The 23,522-nt window shown below is 73.5% G+C and carries 22 protein-coding genes and 1 pseudogene; 8 read left to right on the forward strand and 15 right to left on the reverse strand.

Features of this window, described 5'->3' with window-relative positions; translation table 11 throughout:
• Positions 1-158: 158 nt before the first annotated feature.
• On the reverse strand, positions 159-1,172 hold the full coding sequence (locus tag AC061S_RS13095) for a helix-turn-helix transcriptional regulator (protein WP_478686081.1): 1,014 nt from the start codon (positions 1,170-1,172) through the stop codon (positions 159-161).
• Positions 1,173-1,273: 101 nt separating this feature from the next.
• Here AC061S_RS13095 and AC061S_RS13100 point away from each other — a divergent pair, with 101 nt between their 5' ends.
• Complete coding sequence (locus AC061S_RS13100; RefSeq protein WP_478686082.1) at positions 1,274-1,774, forward strand: DUF3224 domain-containing protein; 501 nt, start codon at positions 1,274-1,276, stop codon at positions 1,772-1,774.
• Here the strand turns inward: AC061S_RS13100 and AC061S_RS13105 are convergent.
• On the reverse strand, positions 1,762-3,756 hold the full coding sequence (locus AC061S_RS13105; RefSeq protein WP_478686083.1) for a heavy metal translocating P-type ATPase: 1,995 nt from the start codon (positions 3,754-3,756) through the stop codon (positions 1,762-1,764). The genes AC061S_RS13100 and AC061S_RS13105 overlap by 13 nt on opposite strands.
• A 65-nt stretch (positions 3,757-3,821) precedes the next feature.
• Between AC061S_RS13105 and AC061S_RS13110 the strand changes: the two genes are divergently transcribed.
• Entirely contained in the window at positions 3,822-4,130 is a 309-nt protein-coding gene (locus tag AC061S_RS13110) for an ArsR/SmtB family transcription factor (protein WP_478686084.1), read from the forward strand.
• An 87-nt stretch (positions 4,131-4,217) separates the two neighbouring features.
• Here AC061S_RS13110 and AC061S_RS13115 read toward each other — a convergent pair whose 3' ends face one another.
• Positions 4,218-6,950 (reverse strand): DNRLRE domain-containing protein, encoded by a 2,733-nt coding sequence (locus AC061S_RS13115; protein ID WP_478686085.1) that lies wholly within the window; start codon positions 6,948-6,950, stop codon positions 4,218-4,220.
• A gap of 496 nt (positions 6,951-7,446) precedes the next feature.
• On the opposite strand from AC061S_RS13115, the gene AC061S_RS13120 reads away from it, so the two are divergent.
• The 3 genes from AC061S_RS13120 (at position 7,447) to AC061S_RS13130 (ending at position 8,991) form a co-directional block, all read left to right on the forward strand.
• Complete coding sequence (locus AC061S_RS13120; RefSeq protein ID WP_478686086.1) at positions 7,447-7,749, forward strand: hypothetical protein; 303 nt, start codon at positions 7,447-7,449, stop codon at positions 7,747-7,749.
• Between the two features lie 152 nt (positions 7,750-7,901).
• Positions 7,902-8,360 carry a cyclic nucleotide-binding domain-containing protein gene (locus AC061S_RS13125; protein ID WP_478686087.1) on the forward strand — a complete coding sequence of 153 codons (459 nt, stop codon included), beginning with the start codon at positions 7,902-7,904 and terminating at the stop codon, positions 8,358-8,360.
• Between the two features lie 187 nt (positions 8,361-8,547).
• Positions 8,548-8,991 carry a subtilase-type protease inhibitor gene (locus AC061S_RS13130; RefSeq protein WP_478686088.1) on the forward strand — a complete coding sequence of 148 codons (444 nt, stop codon included), beginning with the start codon at positions 8,548-8,550 and terminating at the stop codon, positions 8,989-8,991.
• Positions 8,992-9,000: 9 nt separating this feature from the next.
• Here AC061S_RS13130 and AC061S_RS13135 read toward each other — a convergent pair whose 3' ends face one another.
• Together AC061S_RS13135 and AC061S_RS13140 are read right to left on the reverse strand one after the other, a co-directional pair.
• Positions 9,001-9,867, reverse strand: a complete 867-nt coding sequence (locus tag AC061S_RS13135) for a GNAT family N-acetyltransferase (RefSeq protein WP_478686089.1) — start codon at positions 9,865-9,867, stop codon at positions 9,001-9,003.
• 99 nt (positions 9,868-9,966) lie between these two features.
• Positions 9,967-10,845, reverse strand: coding sequence for an ATP-grasp domain-containing protein (locus tag AC061S_RS13140; RefSeq protein ID WP_478686090.1), 879 nt, complete (start codon positions 10,843-10,845; stop codon positions 9,967-9,969).
• 81 nt (positions 10,846-10,926) lie between these two features.
• Here AC061S_RS13140 and AC061S_RS13145 point away from each other — a divergent pair, with 81 nt between their 5' ends.
• Positions 10,927-11,670, forward strand: coding sequence for an SIR2 family NAD-dependent protein deacylase (locus AC061S_RS13145; protein WP_478686091.1), 744 nt, complete (start codon positions 10,927-10,929; stop codon positions 11,668-11,670).
• Positions 11,671-11,863: 193 nt separating this feature from the next.
• On the opposite strand, the gene AC061S_RS13150 is transcribed toward AC061S_RS13145, so the two are convergent.
• From AC061S_RS13150 to AC061S_RS13180, 7 genes are all read right to left on the reverse strand, one after another.
• Complete coding sequence (locus AC061S_RS13150) at positions 11,864-12,346, reverse strand: VOC family protein (protein ID WP_266911501.1); 483 nt, start codon at positions 12,344-12,346, stop codon at positions 11,864-11,866.
• Between the two features lie 125 nt (positions 12,347-12,471).
• Entirely contained in the window at positions 12,472-16,035 is a 3,564-nt protein-coding gene (locus tag AC061S_RS13155; RefSeq protein ID WP_478686092.1) for a bifunctional glycosyltransferase/CDP-glycerol:glycerophosphate glycerophosphotransferase, read from the reverse strand.
• Positions 16,036-16,196: 161 nt separating this feature from the next.
• Positions 16,197-16,571, reverse strand: a complete 375-nt coding sequence (locus tag AC061S_RS13160; protein WP_478686093.1) for a hypothetical protein — start codon at positions 16,569-16,571, stop codon at positions 16,197-16,199.
• 96 nt (positions 16,572-16,667) lie between these two features.
• Positions 16,668-17,114: a roadblock/LC7 domain-containing protein gene (locus AC061S_RS13165; protein ID WP_478686094.1), complete on the reverse strand. Its 447-nt coding sequence runs from the start codon at positions 17,112-17,114 to the stop codon at positions 16,668-16,670.
• A gap of 71 nt (positions 17,115-17,185) precedes the next feature.
• Positions 17,186-17,965 (reverse strand): transcriptional regulator, encoded by a 780-nt coding sequence (locus AC061S_RS13170; RefSeq protein WP_478686095.1) that lies wholly within the window; start codon positions 17,963-17,965, stop codon positions 17,186-17,188.
• Positions 17,962-18,360: a roadblock/LC7 domain-containing protein gene (locus tag AC061S_RS13175; RefSeq protein WP_478686096.1), complete on the reverse strand. Its 399-nt coding sequence runs from the start codon at positions 18,358-18,360 to the stop codon at positions 17,962-17,964. Before AC061S_RS13175 ends, AC061S_RS13170 begins: the two co-directional genes overlap by 4 nt.
• Positions 18,361-18,567: 207 nt before the next feature.
• Positions 18,568-18,846 carry a helix-turn-helix domain-containing protein gene (locus AC061S_RS13180; protein WP_478686097.1) on the reverse strand — a complete coding sequence of 93 codons (279 nt, stop codon included), beginning with the start codon at positions 18,844-18,846 and terminating at the stop codon, positions 18,568-18,570.
• A gap of 103 nt (positions 18,847-18,949) precedes the next feature.
• Between AC061S_RS13180 and AC061S_RS13185 the strand changes: the two genes are divergently transcribed.
• A complete protein-coding gene (locus AC061S_RS13185) occupies positions 18,950-19,846 on the forward strand; it encodes a LysR family transcriptional regulator (RefSeq protein ID WP_478686098.1) in 897 nt (298 codons plus the stop codon).
• A 19-nt stretch (positions 19,847-19,865) separates the two neighbouring features.
• Here AC061S_RS13185 and AC061S_RS13190 read toward each other — a convergent pair whose 3' ends face one another.
• From AC061S_RS13190 to AC061S_RS13200, 3 genes are all read right to left on the reverse strand, one after another.
• Complete coding sequence (locus AC061S_RS13190; RefSeq protein WP_478686099.1) at positions 19,866-20,819, reverse strand: DUF4304 domain-containing protein; 954 nt, start codon at positions 20,817-20,819, stop codon at positions 19,866-19,868.
• Between the two features lie 66 nt (positions 20,820-20,885).
• Complete coding sequence (locus tag AC061S_RS13195; RefSeq protein WP_478686100.1) at positions 20,886-21,578, reverse strand: DUF6461 domain-containing protein; 693 nt, start codon at positions 21,576-21,578, stop codon at positions 20,886-20,888.
• Between the two features lie 98 nt (positions 21,579-21,676).
• Entirely contained in the window at positions 21,677-22,249 is a 573-nt protein-coding gene (locus tag AC061S_RS13200) for a TetR/AcrR family transcriptional regulator (RefSeq protein ID WP_478686101.1), read from the reverse strand.
• Between the two features lie 143 nt (positions 22,250-22,392).
• Here AC061S_RS13200 and AC061S_RS13205 point away from each other — a divergent pair.
• Positions 22,393-23,463: pseudogene (locus AC061S_RS13205) on the forward strand (RsbRD N-terminal domain-containing protein); the annotation flags it as partial.
• Positions 23,464-23,522: the final 59 nt, after the last annotated feature.

Raw genomic sequence — 23,522 nt, forward strand, 5'->3', positions numbered from 1 at the left:
GCCTGACCCTCTACCAGGCCCTGGACCTCCTCCAACACCTCATCGCCACCTGGACCGGCACATGCCCAACCTGCCGACAACCCACCCCATGGCAGCCCTACGACAGCACGTAACAAAGCCCTACTAGGGCCTGTCGTCATGCGGACGCCGGCGGATTCTCAGCGGTAGCGCCCGGCCAGCTCGGCCACTGCCGCCGCGAGGGCCCGGCGCAGCTCCGGCGGCCCGAGCACCTCGGCGTCCGCTCCGAGGCGGAGCAGGTCGCCGACGGCCATGGAGCCGGACTCGACGGCGAGTTCCACGCCCACCCAGCCTTCGGCGGCGGGCGGCCCCGCGGTGGCGAGGGCGTGGACGCCCGCCGCCCCGAACCACATCGGCAGCAGGCGACGGGCGCGCGGGGAGAGCCGTACGACGGCGGTCCGGCGGCGCGTGGCCGCCTCCAGGCGGCGGGCGGACTCCGCCCAGTACGCGGCGAGTTCGAAGCCCTCTGGGCGCTCGAAGCGCTCCCCGGGGGTGTCCACGGCGAGGAACCGCCCCACCCGGTAGGTCCGCACGGCACCCCCGGTCTTCCCCGGGGCGGGCGCGGGCTCCTCGACCTCCATGGGCTCCGCGGCCCGCGCGACCAGGTACCAGATGCCGCCCTTGAGGACGAGTCCGAGCGGCCACAGCGTCCGGTGGACGGCGCCGCCGCTCCATCGGCGGTAGTGGGTCTTCAGGATCCGCTGCTCCCACAGGGCCTCGGCGATCTGCGCGAGGTGCGGTACGGGGTCGGCGTCGCGGAACCAGGCGGGCGCGTCGAGGTGGAAGCGCTGCTGGATCCGGCGGGCCCGGTCTGCGAGTTCGGCGGGGAGGGCGGCCTGGAGTTTCAGCTGGGCGGCGGTGAGGTCCGCGCCGAGGCCGAGGTCCCGGGCGGGGCCGGGGGCGCCGGCCAGGAACAGGGAGCCCGCCTGGACGTCGGTGAGGCCGGTGAGCCGGGTCCGGTAGCCGTCGACGAGGCGGAATCCGCCGGCCGGCCCGCGGTCGGCGTGGACGGGGATGCCGGAGGCGCCGAGCGCCTCGACGTCCCGGTACACGGTACGGACGGAGACCTCCAGCTCGGCGGCGAGTTCGGGGGCGGTCATCCGGCCGCGGTTCTGGAGCAGCAGCAGGAGGGAGAGGAGCCGGTCGGCGCGCATGCGGTCATTGTCCGGCGTACCTGACAGGAGATGTCAGGTACGCCGCCCAGGCTGTGCACGGACGGGCCCACGGCCCGCGGAACCCACACCTGGAGGCCCCCGTGCCCACGCCCACGCCGACCACGACACCGACCGCCACCCCGATCCCCACCGCCAACGCCAACGCCACCGCCACCGCCAACGCCAACGCCAACGGGTTCACCTTCAAGGACTGGGAGGAGCACCCGGTCGGCCCGGAAGGCGTCTTCCCCCGCCTGGCCCGCGCCACGGTCACCAACGCCTTCACCGGCGCCCTCACCGCCCCCGCGACAACCTGCACCTACACCGTGGCCTATACGGGGGAGAGCGCCGGCACCTTCACCGGCATGGAGCTGGTCACCGGCACCGTCGACGGCCGTGAAGGCGCCTTCGTCCTGGAGGAACGCGGCACCTTCGACGCCACCGGCACCCACTGCCGCTTCACCGTGGTCCCCGGCTCGGGCACCGGCGGCCTGGCCGGTCTCGGCGGCTCCGGCTCCTTCACCCACCGCTACGGCGACACCTCGGTGGAGTACGCCTTCGCCCACGAGTTCGCGGACGCGGCCGCGGATCAGTCGGCGTAGCGCAGCAGGCGCAGCGCGTTCGCGACGACCACGAGGGTGGAGCCCTCGTGGACCAGGACCGCCGGGCCGATGCCGAGGCCCAGGGCGGTGGCCGGGACGAGCACGGCCACGATGCCGAGGCTCAGCCAGAGGTTCTGCCGGATGACGCGGCTCGCACGGCGGCTGAGGCCGGTGATGAAGGGGAGCCGGCGCAGGTCGTCGGACATCAGGGCGATGTCCGCCGTCTCCAGGGCCACGGCCGAGCCGGCCGCGCCCATCGCGACGCCGACGGTGGCGCCGGCCATCGCCGGGGCGTCGTTGACCCCGTCGCCGATCATCGCCGTACGGGCCGTGCGGCGCAGCCGGGTCACCTCGGCGACCTTGTCCTCGGGCAGCAGCCCGCCACGGACCTCGTCCATCCCGATCGCGCGGCCCACCGCGTCGGCCACCCGCTGGTCGTCGCCGGACAGCATCACGGTCCGTTGCACCCCGAGCCCGCGCAGGGCGGCCACCGCCGCGGCGGCCTCGGGGCGCGGGGCGTCCATCAGGCCGAGCGTGCCGAGCCAGCGGTCGCCGCGGCGGACCAACATGGTGGTGCGGCCGGTCCGGGCGAGTTCCTCCGTACGGTCGCGGAGCCCGGCCGGTACGGGCGGGCCCGCGAGGGTGTCCGCGTAGGCGAGGCTGCCGATGTGGACGGTCTCCCCGTCGAGCTCGGCGACGATCCCGCGGCCGATGACGGCGCGCAGACTCCCAGCTTCTGAGGGGGCGGCTTCTGAGGGGGCGGCCTCTGAGGGGGCGGCCCCTTGCAGGAGTCCCGCGCCGTCGCGGATCACGGCCTGCGCGAGGGGGTGGTCGCTGAGGCGCTGCGCGGCGACGGCGGTGCGCAGCAGTTCCTCGCGCCCGGCGGCGTGGACGGGCTCGATCTCGGTGAGGCGGGGGCGGCCCTCGGTCAGGGTGCCGGTCTTGTCGAAGGCGATGGTCCGCAGCCGGCCGAACTCCTCCAGCGGCGCTCCGCCCTTGACCAGCACTCCCCCGCGCGCCGCCCGGCCCACGGCGCTGAGCACGGCGGCCGGTGTGGCGATGGCCAGGGCGCAGGGACTGGCGGCGACGAGTACGGCCATGGCGCGGTAGAACGTGTCGGCGAAGGGTTCGCCGGTGAGCGCGCCGACGGCGAGCAGCACGGCGACGAGTACGAGGACGCCCGGTACGAAGAACTTCGTGAACCGCTCGGTGAACCGCTGGGTCGGCGAGGTGCGCTCCTCGGCGTCCTGGACCAGCTTGACGACCCTGGCCAGGGTGTTCTCCCCGGCGAGGCGGGTGACGGCGATGTCGAGGGCGCCGGAGCCGTTGACCGTGCCGGCGTAGACGCGGCTCTCCGGGCCGGCCGCGGACGGGTCGGCGAGGGCGGCGGCCGGGTCGGCGACGGGGGTCTTGTCGGCGGGGACGCTCTCGCCGGTGATGGGCGACTGGTCGACGCTGCTGGTGCCGGCGGAGACGAAGCCGTCGGCCGGGACGCGGGTGTGGGGGCGGACGACGACGGTGTCACCGACGGCCAGCTCCTCGACCGGGACCTCCACCGGAGCGCCCGCGCCCCGGCGCACCAGGGCGGTACGCGGGGCCAGCGCGCCGAGCGCTTCGATGGAGCGGCGGGCCCGGCCCATGGCGTAGCCCTCCAGGGCGTGGCCGAGGCTGAACAGGACGAGAAGGACGGCGCCCTCCTCCCACCGCCCGATCGCGGCGGCGCCGGCCGCGGCGACGAGCATGAGGAAGTCGACCTGGAAGCGGCCGCCGCGTACGGCGAGGAGGGCCTCGCGGAGGGTGAAGAACCCGCCGAAGGCGTACGCCGCGATGAAGAGGGCCTGCGGGACGGGGCCTCCGTGGCCGGTGAGCTGGAGGGTGAGGCCCGTGAGGTAGACGACGAGGGCGAGCAGGGCGCTGACCAGCTCCGCGCGCTCGCCCAGGAATCCGTGGCGGTGGGTGTTCACGTTCTCGGCTTCAGTCATGACATCAACATATCAGGATGTTGGAATATATGAACCTGGAGATGTCCTGATCTAAGGTGGCCGGTATGGAACCGGAACCGCTCACCGAACCGGACGCCGCCGCCGTGGCCGAGGTCTTGCAGGGCCTGGCCTCCCCGGCCCGGATCCGCATCCTCGCCCACCTGCTGCACGCCCCCTGCTCGGTCGGCGAACTGGCCGAGGCACTCGACCTCGGCCAGCCCACCGTCTCGAACCACCTGCGGCTCCTGCGCCACCTCGATCTGGTGACCGGCCGCCGCGACGGGCGCAGCGTGATCTACGAGCTCCACGACGCGCACGTCGCGGCCCTGCTCCAGCAGATCCTGGCGCACGTCCACCACGGCGGCCGGGCGTAGGAACCGCACCGGCCGCCGGGCGTAGGAAGCACCACGGCGGCCGGGCGTGGGAACCGCACCGGCCGCCGTGTTCGGGAACCGCTCCGGTTACGGCGCGCCGAAGGTGAGCGTCAGGCGCGGGGAGCCCTCGTTGGCCGGGGCCTCCGAGGACCACAGCCACAGCGCGTCCGTCCCGGCGCTGCTCAGCGCCAGGCTGTACGCGCTGCCGAGCGCCCCCGCGACAGCGGTCTTGTCCAGGCCGGTCGTGTGGACGGCCGACCCCTCCGGGACGCCCGCGAAGCTGCCGAGCGCCGGGCCGCCGAGTGCCGGGCGGTTGGCGTACGTGGTCCCGGCCTCCGTCCAGGAGCCGGTGACCGGGACCACGGACACCGTGTCCGTCGTACCGGCGCCGGTCATGGTGCTGGTCTTGACGCTCAGCGTGGCCGCCTTGAGCACCGTGCCGGCGGGCGCGGCGGGCAGGTTGAACCGCAGGTAGCTCGCGTAGAACGAGGTTCCGCGGACCGCGAGCGAGCCGGACGTCCCGTAATTGGTGCTCGGGGCGCCCGCGTTGGCGTACGTGTCCTCCGCGGCCTGGACCTCGACGACCGAGTCCGCCGGAGCGGAGGCCAGGGTGTGGTGGTTCTGCACCTGGGCCGCGCTCAGGACCGTCGGGTACACGGCGGTCTCGTCGAGCTGACCCGCCCAGTACTCGCTGATCGGACGGTCCGGCCAGCCACCGAGGCTGTCGCCGCCGGCGTGCCAGTAGCCGGCGAAGTTCTCGTGCGCGGTGACGCCCAGCGTGCCCTTCTGGACGCCGTCCACGTACAGGGCCATGCCGCCCGGGCCCTGGGTCGCGACGACGTGGTGCCACTGGTTGTCGTTGTACGCGGCGGCGGTCGTGACGGTGCGGGTCCCGCCGGTGTAGACGCCGTAGACGAGCCGGCCGTCGTTGGTCATGTAGATGTGCTTGTCGTACTGACTGCTGCCGCGGGACTGGTTGTTGCCGAACCCGAAGAGCTTGCCGCCCCTGGTGGTGTCCGTCTTGAACCAGGTCTCGATGCTGTAGGTGGAGCCGACGTTCTGGCGGCGGTCCCCGTACACCTGGGTGTCCGTGCCGTCGAAGCCGATGGCCGTGCTCGCGCCCGTGACCGCACCGGGCGTCTGGCGCAGGGCGGGGGCGTTCAGGTGCACGCCGCTCTGGTTGCCGCCGTCCGAGGAGTCCGCGACGAACGGCAGGGCCGACTCGTCGTAGCGCCAGAACAGCTGGGCGCCGTCGGTGCGGACCGCGCTGGGGTACGCGTCGGCCGAGTTCGGCACCGTCACGCTCGCCGTCGCCGACAGGGCGCTGGTGTTGCCGGCCGCGTCGGTGGCGGTCACCCGGTAGGTGTAGGACTGCCCGGCGGTGACGGTGGTGTCGGTCCAGGAGGCCTGCGGGCGGCGGAAGAAGAGCGAGTCCGCCTCCACCGTGGCGATCGGCGTGGCCGCGCCGTTCCGGTAGACCTTGTACGTGAGCGTGCCGTCGTCCAGGTCGAGGCTGGTGCGCCAGCGCACCTGCACCTCACCGGGCTCGAAGCTCACGGCGCTCGCCACCGGGACGCTGGGCGCACCCGTGTCCCCGGTGGAGGCGAAGCGCGTCAGGCTCTGCTGCGCCGCACCGTTGACGGTGGTGAACTCGCCGCCGACCCAGAGGTACTGGACGCCGCCCTTGGAGCCGACCGCCATCGCGCGCGGGCCGATGCCCTCGCCGATGCCGTCGTTGGTGTCGGGAGCCCAGCCCAGCTTGCCGGTGGCCGTGGTCGGCTGGGCGAGCAGGTGGTGGCGCTGGCCGTCCGGGAACTCGCCGATGCCGGAGCAGTCGTGCGCGTGCGAGGCGCTGTAGAGCACGTCCTGGTACGGGAGCACGGCCTGGGTCGCGCCGAGGCAGGTGTCGCGCCAGCGCTGGCCGAAGTCGCTCAGGTTCAGCGCGATCCGGCCGTCGAAGACGCCTCCGCCCGTCCCCTCGTTGGCGGTGTAGAAGCCGGTCGCGTCGGTGGCGATGTCCTTGACCACCGAGTTGGTCTCGACGAAGCCCGGGTAGGCCTTGGTGACGGCGCCGCTCGTCGCGTCGACGACGGCCAGGGCGTGGCTGTTCGTACCGCCCACGGTGAAGAAGTCGCCGCCCAGGACCAGGTGCTCGCCGTCCGGGGTGAGCTCGACGGCCCGGCCCGGTTCGTCGGCGTTCGCGGTGAACGGCTTCAGCGTGCCGTCGGCCGCGGCGACGGCGGCGAACCGCTCGCGGGGCTGGCCCGCGACGGTGAGGAAGTCGCCGCCCGCGTACACGGTGTCGCCGGTGACGGCGAGGGCCCGGACGGTGGCCGCGAACGCGGGCCGGAAGTCGGTCTTCACGGTGCAGGTCGCCACGTCGATCGCGGCGATGCTGGAGACCGCGGTGCCGTTGACGGCGCCGAAGTAGCCGCCCGCGTACAGGGTCGCCTTGTCCGGCGAGAGGACGAGGGCGCGGACGGTGGCGGTGCCCGTGCCCACGGTGAAGGACAGCTTGCAGGAGGTCGGGGCTCCCGTCGCGGCGTCGAACGCCGCGAAGTTCACCGCCTCCTGCTCGGTGCCGGCAGCGCCGTCCGGCGGGCGGACCGCCGAGAAGGTGCCGCCGACGAAGACCTGGTCGCCCGCTTCGGCCAGGGCCCAGACGACCCCGTTGGCCTGCCAGGTGGGCAGCTCGTCGGCGGTGAAGGCCACCGGCGGGGTGATGGCCGCGGCTTCTTCGACGAAGCCCGTGCCCACGGCCGTGCAGGTGCCGGCCAAGGCCAGGGTGAGAGCGGCGGCCAGCCCTCTGGATCTACGCATGAACCCCCCAGTTCGGTATGCGCGGCGCCGCGCTGTGCTGCGCGACGCGGTGCGCGTCATTTCGGAGTACGGAGTCGGAGTACGGAATCCAGAATGCGGAATACCGGCTGCGACATATGGAATGGCCGGAAGCTATCGTACGTACGTCCACGGCCGTGACCAGGGGCACCCTAAGGGGAATGCGGGCTCCGCTCACCGCACTTGACGCATCGGAACCATCGGAGCCCCCATCACACCGGTCGCGCGCCCCGAGGGCCCGGCCGCCCGGCTCATCGGCCTGACGCGGGTCGCCGCGGGCCGCCGCGGGCCGCCGCGGGCCGCCGCGGGGAAGCCCGTACCCCGCCCGTCCGGAACCTGGGACGGACGGCCCGTTCTCGCGATTGCCGCCCCACCCGGGCCCGCGTCCCTCTACCGTGCCCTGGGGGACGACACAGGCACGGGCAGGAGCGCACGCCCGGGGACGTACGCGGGCGCGGGACCGGAGGGGCGGAGCGGGATGAGCGACGACGAAGACACGCGGCTGGCGGGGATGACCCCCGAGATCTCCCGCCGCACCCTGGCCCTGCTCCGCGGCCTGGCCGGGCTCGAGCCGCCGGAGCAGGTGCCCGAGGAGGCGATGATCACCGCCGACGAGGTCCTCGCGGAGTACGGCACCGACGGGCTCCGCGTGCTGGTGATGACCCTGGCGTCCTGGGCGACGGCACAGATCGAGAACGTCTCCGAGCTGAGCGGGCGCAGCCACGAGGCCGTCCTCGACGCCATGGAGCTGGCCTGCCTGGAGGCCGGCGCCGAGGAGTAAACCGGGAGAAGCCGGGGAGCAGCTTGGCCGTGCCTCCGGGCCGCGGGGTTTGCGTCGCCGAAAATCGGACAATTCTCCGGAGACGGACACCCCGGATTCGGTCCGGCGTCGGCGACACTGGGGGGAGCGGGGGGTCCCGATCGGAGGCCGTCGTGAGCACACCTTCCCCCATCCGGATCGCTGCCGTCCTGTCGACCGAACACCGCGGACGGCTGATGTCGCACGCCCGCGAGGTCAATTTCCGCGAGGGCGCGCGGATCTTCGACGAGGGCACCCGGGCGGACTCCTTCTGGATCGTGCGCTCGGGCACGGTGACCCTGGAGATCCCGGTACCGGGCCGCCGGCCCACCCCCATCGAGAACCTGGGCCCCGGAGAACTGGTCGGCTGGTCGTGGCTGTTCCCGCCGTACGTGTGGCAGTTGGGCGCCGAGGCCATGACACCGGTCCGCGCGTACGAGTTCGACGCCACGACCGTACGGATGCTCATGGACGCCGATCCGGCCTTCGGGTCCGCCCTCGGCCACTGGGTCGGGCGGGTCCTCGCACTGCGGCTGCACCAGACCCGCACCCGCCTCCTCGACACGTACGCCCCCCGCCTCGCCGCGAGCTGAACCCGGGCGGGTTCGGGCCGATTCCGCCGACCGCTCCCCCACAGGTCAGCCCTCCGCACACCACTGCGGTCTGCGGTCATGCGTGCGCGCTGCGTGACGAGAAGTAGAGGTGCGAACGGGCGTTCCGGTTCCGCATGGGCAAGACTCGCGTCCGTTATCCGAAGCAACGACGCGAGGAGTGTTCGACATGCGATCCGTCACCAGGACCCTGGCACTTTCGTCCGCCGCCATGGGGCTCACGGCCCTCACCGCCCTGGCCGGCTCGGGCGCCGCCGGAGCCGCGCCCGCCGGCGGCGAGAGCCTGTACGCCCCGTCCGCACTGGTCCTGAGCGTCACCGACGGCGAGGACGCGGCGAGCGGTACGGTACTGCGCGCGGTCACGCTGGTCTGCGCGCCCCGGCCCGGCGGAACCCACCCCGCCCCGGACGCGGCGTGCGCCGAGTTACAGGCCTACGCCCCCGAGCTGGACGCGCTCGCCGAGCCGCGCCCCGACGCGGCGTGTACCCGGGAGTGGAGCCCGGTGACCGTCACCGCCGAAGGCGTGTGGCAGGGCCGCCGGATGAACTACTCCTACACCTACGCGAACCCGTGCGCCCTGTGGAACAGCACCGGCACGGTCTTCACCATCTGAGGTCGGGGATCAGCCCAGCTCCAGACTCGTGACCCCGTACATGCCGGTCAGGTCGAGGTCCGGTTCCTGGCCGGTGTACATCCGGGCGGCCTCGAACGTCGGGGTCAGGCCCAGTCCGCCCATCAGGGCGGCGGCTCGCGGATGGGCGTCCGGTACGTCCACGGCGACCTTGCCGTCGGGGGTCCGCTCCGCGAGCCGGTGCACCAGGGCGGCGGCGACGGCGGGGTCTGCGGCGTAGAGCGGGCCGATCCGGGAGGCGCCGCTGCACGGCCGGACGACACCGAGCCCCTCGACCCGGCCGTCCCGGACCGCGGCGAGGGCGGTACGGCCGGGCAGGCCGACCCAGGCGGCGAGGAAGGCGTCGCGCGAGGTGGGGAAGAACCTCCTGTCGTACGCGGCGAGTTGCCCGAAGGGCAGGGTGGCCGCGTCCACGATCCGCACCCCGGGCGCCGTCGCCTCCCCCGGGTCCCCGGGTCGCGGCACCCCCTCGTGGCGGACGTTGTTCCAGGCCGAGCGGAAGCCGGACTTGCGGTAGTTGTGCTGTTGCTCGACCACCCCGTCCAGCCCGACGAGCCGCCCGTCGAGCCGCTCCATTCCGGCCTTCCACAGCCGGATCCCGTAGCCCTGGCCACGGACGTCGGGGCGGGCGATGTAGAAGCCGATGAAGCCGAAGCCGGCGCCGTACCGGACGGCCGAGATGCAGGCGACGGGCTCCCCGCGGAGCCGCCCGACGAGGAAGCCGCCCGGATCGGCGACGGCGAACGCGAACCGGTCGGAGTCCCCCGGGTTCCAGCCCTCCTCGTCGGCCCAGTCACGGAGCAGCGCCATGTCGGCGGCGCTCGCGGCGTTGATCTCGAATCCAGCGAATCCCGTCATGCCCGCTGTTGTACCAGATGCGCCCCCGCGGCCCGTGCGCCGTCGCGCGAGGCCCGCAAGGGGCGCACCGCCGCCCCTGACCCGGCGCTCCGTCCTGGCTCAACCACCCGTCAGGAGGCGGACGAACGCCGCGCGGTCGGCCTCCCGGTGCAGATCGCTCACCTGCCCGTCGCCCACCTCCACGACCCGCCAGACCCCGTCCGCGCGCAGCGCGAGGTCCGTGGTGACGAAGGTGCAGCCGAGCTCCGCGACGGCGGCCCGCACCGGTCCGAGCTCCGGCGCCGCGGCCTCGGCGTACGGGCTGTCGGGGTGGGCGGTGACCAGCCGGGGCTCGCCGTCGCGCCACCAGACCCGCACCTCGGTGGCCTCGCCCTCGGCCGCCGTGAACGGTTCGAAGGCGCGCAGCACCACCCCGCCGGCCAGGTCCTCGCCCTGGAGTTCCACGAAGCGGTTCACCACGCGGTGGACGGCGGCCCGGTCCGCGAGGTCGGGGAGGTGGCAGGCCTCGGCCCACTGGTGTTTGCGGGACTTGACGTAGTCCTTGACGATGCCCGCGCGCGAGGGGAGGGCCGCGGCGGCGTCCGCGAGCCGGTCCGGCTCCGGGGTCTCCCCCGGAAGTGTCGCCAGCCATCGGCTGGGCGGGGTCAGGCCGGCGAACGCCTCGTACCAGCCCGGGAGTTCGTGGGCGCGCCGGTACGCGTCCGGGGTGACCCGGAGCTCCCCGCCGCGCTCGCGCAGGGCCGCGTCGAGATCGGCGTACCGGCCTGCCGGGATCATCCAGCCCCGGTACCAGAGGGCCCCCGCCCCGGCGGGCACCCGGGCCACGGCCCGGCCTGCGTCCCCGGCGAGCAGCGCGTCGTGGTCGATGAGCCCGATGGCGCCTGCGGCGGCGCGCACCGCACGGGTCTCCTCGGCGAAGTGGGCGTCCGCCCGGCGCTCGTTCAGCGGATCGGAGCAGTACAGGACGGTGGTCGGCATGGCGACACCCTACGGACCGGGAGGCGGCGGTGTAGCCGAAACCCTGTGGAGAAGGCCGTCCGGGCTCCCTAGAGTCGGCCCATGGGAAAGCCGCTCGTCGCAGTGTTCAGTGGGGCCGGGATGTCCACCGATTCGGGGATCCCCGACTACCGGGGGCCGCAGGGATTGTGGCGCCGGGAGGCCGACGCCGAGAAGCTCGTGACGTACGCGTACTACATGGCCGATCCGGAGATCCGGCGCCGGTCCTGGCTGATGCGTGCCGAGATCGGGGCCCTGGGGGCGCGGCCGAACGCCGCGCACCTCGCCGTCGCCGAGCTGGAGCGTGCCGGGATCCCGCTGCGGGTGATCACCCAGAACGTGGACGGGCTGCACCAGCTCGCCGGGACCTCCGCGCGCAAGGTGTTCGAACTGCACGGCACGGCGCGGGCCGTGGTGTGCACGGTCTGCCGTGCCCGTACCGGGATGGACGAGGCACTGGCCCGGGTGTCCGCCGGGGAGCCGGATCCGGCCTGCCTCGGGTGCGGCGGGATCCTGAAGGCGGCGACCGTGATGTTCGGGGAGCGGCTGGACCCCGAGGTGCTCGCGCGGGCCGTCGCGGTCGCCAAGGGGTGCCAGGTCTTCGTGGCCGTGGGCTCGACGCTCCAGGTGCAGCCCGCGGCCTCGCTGGCCGGGATGGCCGCGGAGGCCGGGGCCCGCCTGGTCATCGTGAACGCGCAGGAGACCCCGTACGACTCCCTCGCCGACGAGGTGATCCGCGAGCCCATCGGGACGGCGCTGCCCGCGCTGCTGGCGCGGATCGCCGCGGACGGCGAGCCCGTGCTCTAGGCCGTCTCTTTCGGATCTTGCCTGGCCCGCGCCGCCCGGCACCGCACCTCGCCGCGCTGCCGGGGCACCCGGGTACGTCCAGTACGCGGGAGCCCCGGCAGCGCGGCGAGGCACGGCACCGGACGACGCGGGCCTGACCGGCAAGATCCGAAAGAGACGGCCTAGTCCTCGCGCCGGCCCGTGCCGGCCCGCCTCAGCCCGCGTCGGCCGCCCGCCGCATCTCCGCCACGTCGAGCTTCTTCATCTTCATCATCGCGGCCGTCGCGCGCGCGGCCCGCCCCGGGTCGGGGTCGGAGATCAGCTCGATGGCCCCGGCCGGGATGACCTGCCAGGACAGTCCGAACTTGTCCTTGACCCAGCCGCAGGCCGATTCCTCGCCGCCGTCGCCGGTCAGCGCCTCGTAGTAGTAGTCCGCCTCCGCGTCGTCGGCGCAGTGGATCTGGAAGGAGACGGCCTCGGTGAAGGGGAACTGCGGGCCGCCGTTGAGGCCGACGAACCTCTGGCCGTTGATCTCGAACTCGACGACCATGACCTCGCCCGCGACGCCGGGGCTCCCCTCGGGGTAGAGGCCGACCCGGCCGCGCTTGCCGTCCTTGAAGACCGACAGGTAGTAGTCGGCGGCGGCCTCCGCCGCGCCGTCGAACCACAGACAGGTGGTAAAGGGGTTGCTCGCCATGGCTGCCTCCGGAGTGCGTGGGGGCGGGGGGTGTCCGTCCCGCACATGCGGACCGGTCCCGGCCCCGAAACTCATCGGTGGGGCCGGGACCGGTCCGTATCCAGTCTGGAGTGCACTCTCGCGGGCTACATGTCGAGCATGCGATCGACGATCCGGCGCGCCGCCTGACCGTCGTCCAGGTCGCAGAACTCCTCGCGGAACGCCGCCCGCGCCTGCGCGTACTCCGCCCCCACCGCGTCCGCGTTCCGCACGGCCGCGATCAGGCTCGCCGAATCCCTGAGCAGCGGGCCGGGGGCCTTCTTCTCCAGGTCGAAGGTGAAGCCGCGGAGCGTGTCCCGGTAGTGCTCCAGGTCGTACGCGAAGAGCAGGATCGGCCGGTCGGTGTGCGCGAAGTCGAAGATCGCGGAGGAGTAGTCCGAGATCAGCACGTCGGCGATGAGCAGCAGGTCGGTGGGGTCGGACCAGCGCGACACGTCGACGACGAACCCGTCGCGGACGCCTTCGCGCACCTGCTCGGTGACCTTGTGGTGGCCGCGGATCAGCAGGACGTGGTCCTCGCCGAGCTCACGGCGGGCCGCGTCCAGGTCGATCTGCAGGTCGAGCTTGTAGCCGGAGGTGAGCGTCCAGCCCAGGCGGTTCTCCCGCCACGTGGGCATGTACAGGACGACCTTCTTGCCCTCCGGCAGACCGAGCCGCCGGCGGACCTCCGCGATCCGCTCCGCGTCGGGCCGCACCAGCGCGTCGGTGCGCGGACTGCCGGACTCGATGACCTCGCCGTCGTAGCCGAGCGCCCGCTTCAGGACAGCGGTGGCGTACGAGCCCGGGGAGGCGAGCAGTGACCACTGGGCGCTGTCGTGCTCCAGCGCGTCCAGCACCTCGGGGCTGGTGTAGTAGTCGTGCATGAAGTCGTGGCCGATCTGCTTCAGCGGCGTACCGTGCCACGTCTGCACGACGGTCTGCCCGGGGCGCCGGCTGAAGGCGCGCGGCACGCTGTCGTTGACCACGTAGTACCGGGCCCGCGCGAGCACGTCCCAGGATTCGAGGCTGTCGTACTGGACCGCGCGGGCGGTCTCCGGGACCTCGGCGCGGCCGTCGCGCACCAGCCAGACGTGTTCCAGCTTCTCGCCGCGCCGCAGCAGTTCCTCGTGGATGGCGAGCGGCGAATCGCCGGCCCCGTACCCCTGGAAGGCGTCGTAGACCACGATGTCCTTGACCGGGAGGGCGCTCTGCGCCGGGTACGTCACATCGCGCGCGATCCGCTGCGCGTAGCGCGAGCGGTCGTGCGGGCTGATCATCGGGTCTGCGGTCAGCACGACCCGGTCGTAGAGGCGGGATTCGACGCGTATGCGGCGGCCCCGGGCGGTGACGGCGTGGGGTCCCGTGTACAGGGCGGTCGGGGAGAACTGCAGCGGGGCGCCCCGGTCGACGCCGAGGAGGCCGGCGGTGGCCCCGCCCTGGGAGACCGGGCGCAGCGTGGGCCACCAGCGGCCGTGCGGCAGCGGGGTGCGGCCGGCCCGGCTCTCGGGGAGCACCGGCTCGAAGGAGGCTTCGAAGGTGTCGCCGTCCCGGGTGACGGGGTAGCTGAACTCCAGGCCGGCCGGGTCGTGCAGGACGAGCTCGTAGGGCTCGTCCAGGGGCGCGAGGAAGCGGCCCCGGAGCGTCAGGGAGCCGTCGCCGGCCTCGACGGTGTCGACCAGCGGCGGGGAGGACTGGACGGAGAGGATGAGGTGTCCGGTGGTGCCGCGCTTGACGAAGAGGGTGCGGCCGGGCTCCTCGCCGGGCAGGGCGACGACCAGTCCGGTGAAGCCGGTGCGCTCGTCGTGCGCCAGCCGGTGCTCGGCGCCGTCGGCCCCGGTCACGGACAGGTTCCACGGCTCCGGGGTCCACTCGCCGGGCACGCCCGGGGCGTCCGGGACCGCGGCCAGACCGGCCAGCGGCACGCGCGCGGTGAAGGGGATCCGGCCGCCGGTGACGGCGGGGGCGGTCTCCAGCGGGAAGTCGAGGACGGCTCCGGTGGAGACGTGCACGGCACGCAGGGACGCTCCGGCGCCGACGTCGGCGGCGAGCTCGCCCGACACCTCGACGGCGTCGTCGCCGGCCGGGCGGACGTCCAGGGCCCGGGCGCGGACGATTTCCACCTGGACGCTGAAGGTGGCGATGGCGCTGGGGACGATCCGCACGTCCGGGGCGACCCAGTGCGCGGGCGGGTTCTGTCCGCTGTCGTGCTCGCCGCCCTTGAGCCGGGCGCGGTGCAGGCCTCCGGCGCCGGTGACGGCGACGGAGGTGCTCCACACGCCTTCGTTCCACTTGCCGCCCGTCTGGAAGGCGGCGGGGTCGACGACGGCGGTGAAACCGGCCCAGTCGGCGTGGCGCAGGGCGAGGTGCGGGGAGTTCACGGTGGCCATCGGGGAGGCGACCGTACGGGTGGTGACGACGCTCCGGCGGCGCTTGCCGTTCTCGCGGAAGACCAGCATCTTGCGCGAGCCGAGGCGGCTCTCGGCGCCCAGGTGTCCGGGCAGGGCGTAGCCGCGCAGCAGCAGTTTGCCGTCGGCCCAGTGGGCCTGCTCCACCCGGCTGACGACGCGGCGCTCGCGCGGGCCGAGGGTGAGGACCTTGGCGGGGACGGGCGCCTTGAGGAAGGGGTAGTCGGCCTGCGGGCGGGCCAGTCCCTTGACCGGCACGCTGTACGTGAAGTCCCGCTGGTGCTGGACGAGGGCGACGAACTCCTCGATCCGGCCCTCCCCGGCGAGGTAGGCCTTGAGCCGGTCGGCGACCGTCAGGTCGGGCCACGGCCCGGTGCCGATCTCCCGGATGAGGCCGCCGGCCTCCTTGGCGAAGGCGGCCCGGAAATCGGCGCCCGCCTCGGGGACGTACTTGTAGATGAGCGGGAGTTCCTCGCTCAGCACGTTGCGGTCGTAGTCGCGCAGGTAGCGGGTGTAGGCGGCGCCCTGCTTGGCTTGGAGGGCTTCGCGGACCAGGCGGACCGAGGCCACCCGGTCGATGACCGAGACCGGGTCGGTGGAGCGCTGGGTGATGGAGCGCTCGCCGGTTTCGCGGACCCGCCAGTGGTAGACGCACTCGCCGATGACGTCGACGCTCTTGGCGAAGTAGTGCGCGGGAATCGAGACGGGGGCGTCCTCGTAGAGGATGCCTTCCGGGTACTGGAAGGAGTGCTCGTCCCAGAAGCTTCGCCGGTAGACCTTGTTCCACGCGGTGCGGTCGGTGACCAGCGCCGGGAGCTTGGAGATGTGCGTCTTCAGCCGGGTAGCGGCGAAGGCGGTGCGGTGTCCCCAGGACTGCTGCATGCCGACGGAGCGGAAGCGCTTGACGTTGCCGGCCGCGAAGTCGGAGCCGGTCGCGTCGAGGGCGTCGATCATGCGCTGGTACGCGTACGACGGCATGGTGTCGTCGCTGTCGACGAAGGCCAGGTACTCGCTGCCCGGGCTGATGTGGCGGGCGCCCACGTTGCGGGCCGCGCCGAGTCCCGCGTTCTTCTGGAGTACCAGCCGGAAGCGGTCGTCACGGTCGACGAACGCCTGGGCGAGTGCCGCGCTGCCGTCGGTGGATCCATCGTCGACGAGCACGACCTCGAAGTCGTCGAATGTCTGTGCCGCGATGGACTCCAGGCACTCGTCGAGATAAAGCTCGACGTTGTAGACGGGGACGACGATACTCAGGCGCGGGGGCATGGGCGGCGAGTTCTCCAGCTTAATAACTTATTGATGATCAGCCGATTACAGCATCTTACTCTGTAACGAGATGATAAAAATCAGTCGTCTCGGACATATGTGAGAAGCCGCCGGGGCGGGCGGCAATGAGTTCAGCCGCCCGCCACCTCGCCGTCATCGGATCAGACTTCCAGCTCTGCCTCGATCTTCTTCAGCTGGTGCCGGGCCATCGCGAGGTTGGCCCGCGTCTTGTCGAGCGCGAGGTAGAGGAAGAGCCCCGCGGAGCCCCGGCCCTTCAGGAGCCGGATCAGGTGGTACTGGCTTCCGAGGGTGATGAGGATGTCCTCGATCTCGTCCTTCAGCCCGAGCATCTCCATCGTGCGGAGCTTGGCCCGCACCACGTCGGTGTTGCCCGCGGCGGCGACCGTGAGGTCGAGGTCCTTTCCGCCGCCGATGGTGCCGAGGGCCATACCGCTGCTGCAGTCGACCAGGGCGACGCCGAGCACGCCGTCGATGGTGGTGGTGGCTTCCTTGAGCGATGTCTCCACGTTGGCCATGGCGGTTCTTCTTTCTCTTCGGTGTCCTGGGCGTTTTCGGTCAGTGCGTTTCGGGCGGTGCGTTTCGGGCGGTACGGATGTACGTGGTCGAGGGGATCAGGAGCCCTGGCCCGCGCCCGGGCCCGTGCCCGGAGCCGGTCCCGGGCCGCGGCGGCCGAGGCTGTGGTCGATGAGCTCCGCTATGCGCAGGCTGGAGCGGCGGGCCTCCAGGTGGAGCCGCCCGACGTTGACGCGCGGCTCCGCGATCAAGGTCAGTACGGCCGCGTCGCCCGCCGCGTAGGTGGCGACGTAGCCGTCCTCCCCGCGCACGAGCAGCTCGCGGAACCCGCCCTGCCCGGTGCAGTCGCTGAGCCGCTGGGCCACTCCGAGGGCCGCGGCGGTCAGGGCCGCCACGGATTCCGCCTCGGTGGCGGCGCTGTCGTGGGCCAGGACCAGGCCGTCGACGCTCGCGGCGAGGGCACCGCCGAGCTGCGGGACGCGGGCGCGCAGCCGTCGGAGCTCGGCGAGTATCTCGGCCTCGGCTTCGGCGGGCACCGTACTCATGTCGGACCTTCTCCTTTCGGACTGCCGCCGCTCGGAACGGTCGCCGCGCTGGGCGGCTCGCAGCGGGAGCCTCACAGGCTTGCCTCCAGTGCGTCGCGTAACCGGCGCAGCAACGCCACGTCCGGGGACTGCGCCTGCGTCATCCAGTCGGGCAGCGGCGTCTCCGCGGCGGCGGCGGGTGCCGGCGCGTGCGGGGTCTCGACCAGCCCGGCCGCCGCGAGGCGTCGTACGTCGAGCAGGGTGTGGAAGGCCGGCCGGCCCAGCACCCAGGCGAGGTCCGCCGGTGTCCGTACCCCGTCGGCCCGGTCGAGCAGGATCCGCTGGCGGGCGGTGACGGTCTGGCCGGGGGCGGCGGCCCGGGGCACCACTGGGGAGGTGTCCAGCAGCGGGTAGGGCCAGACCGCGTCGAGCAGCTCCCGGCGCCGGCAGGTCTCCCGCTCGACGGCGGCGGCCGGAACGGAGCGGACGGAGCCGATCCAGTGGGTGGCCCCGCGCCGGAAGCGGGAGGGACCGCTGCCCGGGGAGAGGGCGAAGAAGGCGGCGTCGAAGATCGCGGCGAGATGGCATATCTCCAGCTCGCCGCCCGCGAGCCCGCCGCTGTCGACGAGGAAGCGGGCGACTTGGCGGCGGGCGCCGGCCTGGTTCACGGCGTCGGTCCAGCGCTCGGGGCTGAGGCCCCCGCCGGTGGTGAGCAGGACGTCGAGTCCGGGGGTGGCCGGGCTCTCCGCGTGCACCACGCGGCCGTCCTCCAGGAAGAGGGTGCCGCGCTCGCGGAACAGGGCGCCGGTCGCCCGCTCGGCGGCGAGCCGGGTGAGCAGCGGGGAGACGGCGGCTACGGCGGCGGCTGTCATTTCAGCACCAGCTCCTCGGCCAGGGCCCGGAGTCTGTGCCGGGCGAGCGCGAGGTTGCCGTCGGTCCGGTCGAGCCACAGGTGCAGGAACACGCTGCTGTCGAAGCTGGTCTCGACGAAGCGGAGCACGTGGTACCCGGACCGGGTGGTGACGATCAGGTCCTCCACGGGCGGCCCGGCGGCGTCCTCCGCCCCGGTGCCGCCCGGGGCGAAGGACTCGTACTCGGCGGCCGCCCGGGCCAGCTCGGCGGTCTCGGCCGCGGTGGTCTCGTGGTCCCCCACCGGTGATTCCCCGGCGGTGCCGAGGGCCAGTCCGCTGCTCCAGTCGACCAGCGCGGCCCCCCTGGCACCAGGCAGGGCCATGGCTTCGAGCAGGCATTCGTCGATCCCGGGCACGCGGACTCCCCTCCCGGCCGGACCGTGCGTGGTGCACGGTCGTACGGCGCGACAGAAGGGAACTTACTCAACTTCCACAGTGCGGAAGGGTGTTCTGGCATTTTCCGCTGGAACATGCGCGATGGCACGTGACAGCTTGGCCGGAACCCAACCCATTTTGATCATTGCTTTGGATCGCGCGCCCCAAACGCCCCCGCGCACCCGCCGTCACGAAGCGAGCGGCAGATCGTCCGAGAGCCGGAACGACCCGCCCTCGCGCTGTACGTAGCCCTCGTGGCTGAGGGTGCGCAGCAGGTGGTACACGGTGGGCAACGGAATTCCGGTGAGCCGGGAAAGGCGCTTGGCCGTCGCCCCGCCCTCCGCGTACATCGCTTCCACGAGCCGCAATGCCCGCTGCACGGAACCGATGAGGGTGGGTGCGGTGGTGGTGGCGCTGCCGCCGTCCGCGCTCCCCGCGCTGCGCTTCGGACTGTGTTCGGTCCCCATGAGTGGTCCCCCTGCTCCGGTACGAGGCCTGGCAAACCCATCAAAGTCGCTCACCGGCCGCAAAACCAGCGGACTCGCGTAAACCTGAGCATAAGATCAACTAATGCTCGACCCCCGGAAACTGAAGCTCCTCGTCGATGTCGCGCGCACGGGCACCATCGCGGGTGCCGCCCTCCGCGCCGACGTCACCGCCTCCGCCGCCTCCCAGCAGCTCTCCGCGCTCGAACGCCAGGCCGGTTGTCCGCTGCTGGAGCGCTCCGGTCGGAGCGTACGCCTGACCGCCGCCGGACACACCCTGGTATCCCACGCCACCCGCGTGCTCGCCGAGATCGAGGCCGCGGAGGAGGCGCTGCGCGACATCGCGGGGCTGCGCGACGGCCAGTTGCGGGTCGCCACCTTCGCCTCCGCCGCGGAGCCCTTCACGGTGCCCGCGCTGGCCGCGTTCCGGCGGACCCATCCGGGGCTCGACGTGAGCCTGACCGAGCTGGAGCCGGAGCTGGCGCTGCCCTCGCTGGCGGCGGGCAGCCTGGACCTGGCGGTCACCCACCAGTACCCCCACCTGCCGGAGCCGGACCTGCGCGGGCTGCGGCAGGTGCTGCTGCGCCGGGAGAAGCTGATGCTCGCCGTGCCCCCGCACGCCAGACCGCCACTCGACGGGCCGGTCAAGCTCGGCGAGTTCGCCCGTACCGCCTGGGCCTCGACCACGCCCAGCACCGGCTTCCAGGCGGTCACCGAGGGGATCTGCCGGGCCGCCGGCTTCGAACCGGACATCGCCTTCCGCGCCGACAGCTACCCGATGCTGCTCTCCCTGGTGGCCGCCGACTTCGCGGTCGCCCTGGTGCCGCAGAGCGCGGCGGACCGGCGCGCGGAAATCTCCTTCCACGACATCGCAGAACCGGCCCATCTCGTACGGGACATCTACGCGACCGTCCGGACCGGGGACCGCAGCCCGGCGACCGAGTCGATGATCCGGCACCTGGCACGGCAGCTCGGCGGCTGATCCGCCCGCTCCGGGCGGATCAGATGCGGGCCGGCGTCCAGCCTTCGATGTGCCAGGGCGCGCCGACGGTCAGCGCGTGTGGGGTGCCGGAGACGGTGAGGCAGGCCTCGCGCGGTGTGCCCCGCTCGAAGGTGAGCCGCAGGGAGCCGTTGCCGGTGACCTCGGCCGTGTTGATCCGGCACAGGGCCAGTTCGCCGAGGAGCGCCAGCGGATGGCCGGGGAGCATGCTGCCCGGGCTGGCGGAGACCCGGACGTCGCCGTCGGCGGCGATGCCGACCCGGACCGAGCCGAAGAGCGGCTGCTCCAGCCGCCAGGGGGCGTCGATGACGATGCGGGCCTCCGCGTCCGTCAGCTCGTCGTGGACGGTGAGGAAGGGCGAGGCCCGGCGGCGCTCGCCCGTCTCCAGGACGAGGGCGCCCTCGATGTCCACGGGCAGCGGGGCCTCCCCGGCGCCGACGGGGAACGGACCGCTGTCCACCCGCAGGCACACCGGGTCCAGGCAGTCGGGCACCGGATCCACCACGGGCCCCGGCAGCGGGGGCCGGTCGGTCACCTCGCCCCACAGCGCGGGGACGGCGTGGCGCAGCACCACGTCCGTGACCTCGTCCGCGACGCGGGCGGCGGTGCGCTCGTCGGTGATGCTCCACCAGTGGTCGTGCGGATGGCCGAGGAGGCGTCCGATCCTGGCGTGCCAGCCGACGGGGCCGACGCGGTTGGCGCTGAGCCGGGTCCCGAGGGCCGGCCGCAGCCGCCGCAGGGCCTCGTGTTCCTCGTACGGGACCGCGCGCAGGTTCACGGTGAACCTGCACTCGGCGGCCCCGGACGAAGCGCTCCGCTGGAAGCCGAGCAGCGCGTGGTCGGGTTCGGCGGCGCGGAGCCGGTACTCCAGCCCCGTTCCGGTGAAACCCGCGTCGCGCAGCGCCGGGGCGATCCGCTCGCGCAGCGTCTGGTGGAACAAGTCGGTCGCGTTCACCCCCGTAGTGTCACAAGACGCACGCTCTGCGGCCAAAACCGTCCACGTCCGGGCGGCCTCGCGGTGCTACTGCGTGCAGGTCACGAAGGCCGGGAGCGGGGTCTCCTCGACGAGGCGGCGGGGCAGGGACAGCCCGAAGCGGTGCTCCAGTACGGCCAGGGTGAGGCGGTCGCGCTCCTCGTACGGTTCGTCCTCGGGGCGGGCGTAGCAGCCGTCCGGGGTGAGGATCTTGGCCTCGACCAGCTCCGGCAGGAGGAAGTCGGGCCGGTGGCCGCCGCGCCAGTGCTCCTCGCCGATGCCGAAGCAGCAGACCAGCTCGCCGTCCCGGGCGTACGCGAACTGCTTGGGCGGGTGATCGGGCTGCGGGTCGAGGTACACGGCCTCGGCTCCGGAGCGGGAGACCTCGGCGAGGCGGTGCGCCCCGGCGGGCACCCCGTGTTCCACGGCGAAGGACCAGCCTCCCCAGCTCCCGACACGGGCCACCCCGTCGCCGTCCACCGTCTCGGTGACCATGCTCCAGGCGTCGATGGCCCCGAGCGGCCCGGGGTGCAGGTCGGGCAGGGCGCCGAGCCGGGCGGCCAGCTCCTCGGGGCCGATGCCCCGGGCGAAGGTGAGGCCGACGTACCAGGCGCTCCAGTCCGCGAGCCACTGGATGCCGCCGTCGCGGCCGCTGTCGCGGCCGATGTCGCGGCCGATGTCGCGGCCGATGTCGCTGTCGCGGCCGCCGTCCGCCGCGCCCTGCCCGGTGATGTCCGCCATTGCCACGGTCCCTCCCGCGATCCCCGCGCTGCGAGCCGGTCCTTCCGGTGCCGCCGGTGCCGCCGGTCCTGCCGGAACCGGCCCTACCGGCACGATAGTCAGTCGGCGGGGCGCTCCGGGAGGAGGCGCTCGACCATCGTGTCGATGAGCCCCTCGGCCCCGTGGAGGGGATGGGGGTCCAGCAGTCCGGGCACGGTGAGGTCGTCCACGATCAGCCCGAGCATGGCCAGGTAGATCAGGACCACGCCCTGCCGGTCCCCCGGCAGCCCCGCCTCCAGGTGCCAGGCGATGTTCGCCTCCAGTTCGGCGCCCTGGAACCCGGCCAGCGCCTCCTGGAGTTCGGGCCGCCGGGTGGCCTCCAGGCGCAGTTCCAGCATCGCGGTGTGGACGCTGCGCTCGCGGCGCATGCGCTCCAGGAGCCGGCGCAGCAGCACCTTCGTGTCGAACGGGCCCGTCAGGTCCGCAGGGTCGGGGGTCAGCCGCTCGCGGGTGCGGTGCAGGATCTGCACGAGGAGCTGGGCGCGGTTGGCGAAGTAGTTGGAGGAGGTGCCGGTCGGAACCCCGGCCTCCGTGTCCACCGCGCGCAGGGTCAGCCCCCGTGAGCCCTCGCGGGCGAGGACTTCGATGGCGGCGTCGAGCAGCGCGGCGCGGCGCTCCGGGTTCTGGCGCATGGGTGGGTCCCTGACCGTGTGGACGCGGCCGCCGGTATGACCGCCGCATATGCACTGCACGTGCAGTGCTTCGGACACGCTAGCGGACACCGCCTCGTCGCGGCCCTCCCCAGCGCCCCCTCCCTCGTGCCACCCTGCCCGTCATGGAGCGGATCATCGGGGAGATACGCGAGGACCTGGACCGCCGGATCGCCGTGGCCGCCGAGCGGTTCGCCGACCGGTCGCCGGCCGAGGACCCGGCCTGTGCCGTCTACGTCGCCCTGCTCGGCCGGGCCGCCCTGCGCGAGCGGGTCCACCACCTGCTCCGCCAGGCCGTCGACGGGCTGGTCCGCGTGGCCCGCGGCCTGCCGCCCGAGCTGGGCGAGGCCCGCGCCGACGGGGAGCTCCGCGCCCGGCAGGGCCTCCCGCTCAACTCCCTGCTGCGGGTCTACCGGCTCGCCGGCCGGCTGCTGTGGCAGGTGCTGACCGAGGCCGTCGCCTCACACGACCGGGCGGCGCTGCCCCGCCTCTTGCCCGGGGCGCCCGCACTGTGGGACGTGGTCGACCGGATGGCGGACGCGGCGGCCGAGTCCCACCGCCGGGCCGAGGCCCTGCGCGGCGACCGCGAGCGGGAGCTGCGGGGGGCCCTGCTCGACGCCCTGTTCGAGGCCGGCGGTCCGGCGGGCCGGTACGCCGAGTCCGCGCGGCGGCTCGGCCTGCCGGAGCGCGGCCGGTTCGCCGTGGTGGTCCTCGACGCCGGGGACGGCGCGGGGGCGACTCCGGGCGGCGGCGCCCCGCGCGTGCTGTGGCGGATCCGGGCCGACGGGGAGACCGGCCTCGTGGAGCTGGGCCGGCTGCCGCTCGCCTCCGTGACCGACCTGCTCGCGCCCCTCGGCTTACGCGCCGGGGTGAGCCCGGTGGTGGAGACACCGGGCGAGCTGGCCGGGGCCCGCCGGCTGGCGCTCCTCGCGCTGCGCGCCGCTCCGGGGGCCGACGGTCCGCACACCGCCCTGCTGGACGAGCGGCTCCCGGCGGCGCTGGTCGCGGCCGAGCCCGAACTCGCGGGCCGGCTGCGTCAGGTGGTGCTGGGGCCGGTCCTGGAGCTGGCCCCGGAGGACCGCAGGGTGCTGCTGACCACCCTGGGGACCTGGCTGGCCTGCCGGGGCTCGACCACGTACGCCGCGCAGCGGCTGTACTGCCACCGCAACACGGTCTCGAACCGGCTGCGCCGCCTGGAGCAGCTCACCGGCCGCTCGCTGTCCGATCCCGCGCACGTCGTGGAGCTGGCGCTGGC

It is taken from the genome of Streptomyces sp. CA189, assembly GCF_056428985.1.

Excerpts from the sequence above, each read along its gene's own strand:
- AC061S_RS13180 (WP_478686097.1), bottom strand. The coding sequence starts at position 18,846 with ATGGGGACCGAACACAGTCCGAAGCGCAGCGCGGGGAGCGCGGACGGC.
- AC061S_RS13120 (WP_478686086.1), top strand. The coding sequence starts at position 7,447 with ATGAGCGACGACGAAGACACGCGGCTGGCGGGGATGACCCCCGAGATC.
- AC061S_RS13200 (WP_478686101.1), bottom strand. The coding sequence starts at position 22,249 with ATGCGCCAGAACCCGGAGCGCCGCGCCGCGCTGCTCGACGCCGCCATC.
- AC061S_RS13185 (WP_478686098.1), top strand. The coding sequence starts at position 18,950 with ATGCTCGACCCCCGGAAACTGAAGCTCCTCGTCGATGTCGCGCGCACG.
- AC061S_RS13160 (WP_478686093.1), bottom strand. The coding sequence starts at position 16,571 with ATGGCCAACGTGGAGACATCGCTCAAGGAAGCCACCACCACCATCGAC.
- AC061S_RS13105 (WP_478686083.1), bottom strand. The coding sequence starts at position 3,756 with ATGACTGAAGCCGAGAACGTGAACACCCACCGCCACGGATTCCTGGGC.
- AC061S_RS13135 (WP_478686089.1), bottom strand. The coding sequence starts at position 9,867 with ATGACGGGATTCGCTGGATTCGAGATCAACGCCGCGAGCGCCGCCGAC.
- AC061S_RS13145 (WP_478686091.1), top strand. The coding sequence starts at position 10,927 with ATGGGAAAGCCGCTCGTCGCAGTGTTCAGTGGGGCCGGGATGTCCACC.
- AC061S_RS13130 (WP_478686088.1), top strand. The coding sequence starts at position 8,548 with ATGCGATCCGTCACCAGGACCCTGGCACTTTCGTCCGCCGCCATGGGG.
- AC061S_RS13165 (WP_478686094.1), bottom strand. The coding sequence starts at position 17,114 with ATGAGTACGGTGCCCGCCGAAGCCGAGGCCGAGATACTCGCCGAGCTC.
- AC061S_RS13140 (WP_478686090.1), bottom strand. The coding sequence starts at position 10,845 with ATGCCGACCACCGTCCTGTACTGCTCCGATCCGCTGAACGAGCGCCGG.
- AC061S_RS13095 (WP_478686081.1), bottom strand. The coding sequence starts at position 1,172 with ATGCGCGCCGACCGGCTCCTCTCCCTCCTGCTGCTGCTCCAGAACCGC.
- AC061S_RS13150 (WP_266911501.1), bottom strand. The coding sequence starts at position 12,346 with ATGGCGAGCAACCCCTTTACCACCTGTCTGTGGTTCGACGGCGCGGCG.
- AC061S_RS13115 (WP_478686085.1), bottom strand. The coding sequence starts at position 6,950 with ATGCGTAGATCCAGAGGGCTGGCCGCCGCTCTCACCCTGGCCTTGGCC.
- AC061S_RS13110 (WP_478686084.1), top strand. The coding sequence starts at position 3,822 with ATGGAACCGGAACCGCTCACCGAACCGGACGCCGCCGCCGTGGCCGAG.
- AC061S_RS13155 (WP_478686092.1), bottom strand. The coding sequence starts at position 16,035 with ATGCCCCCGCGCCTGAGTATCGTCGTCCCCGTCTACAACGTCGAGCTT.
- AC061S_RS13170 (WP_478686095.1), bottom strand. The coding sequence starts at position 17,965 with ATGACAGCCGCCGCCGTAGCCGCCGTCTCCCCGCTGCTCACCCGGCTC.
- AC061S_RS13195 (WP_478686100.1), bottom strand. The coding sequence starts at position 21,578 with ATGGCGGACATCACCGGGCAGGGCGCGGCGGACGGCGGCCGCGACAGC.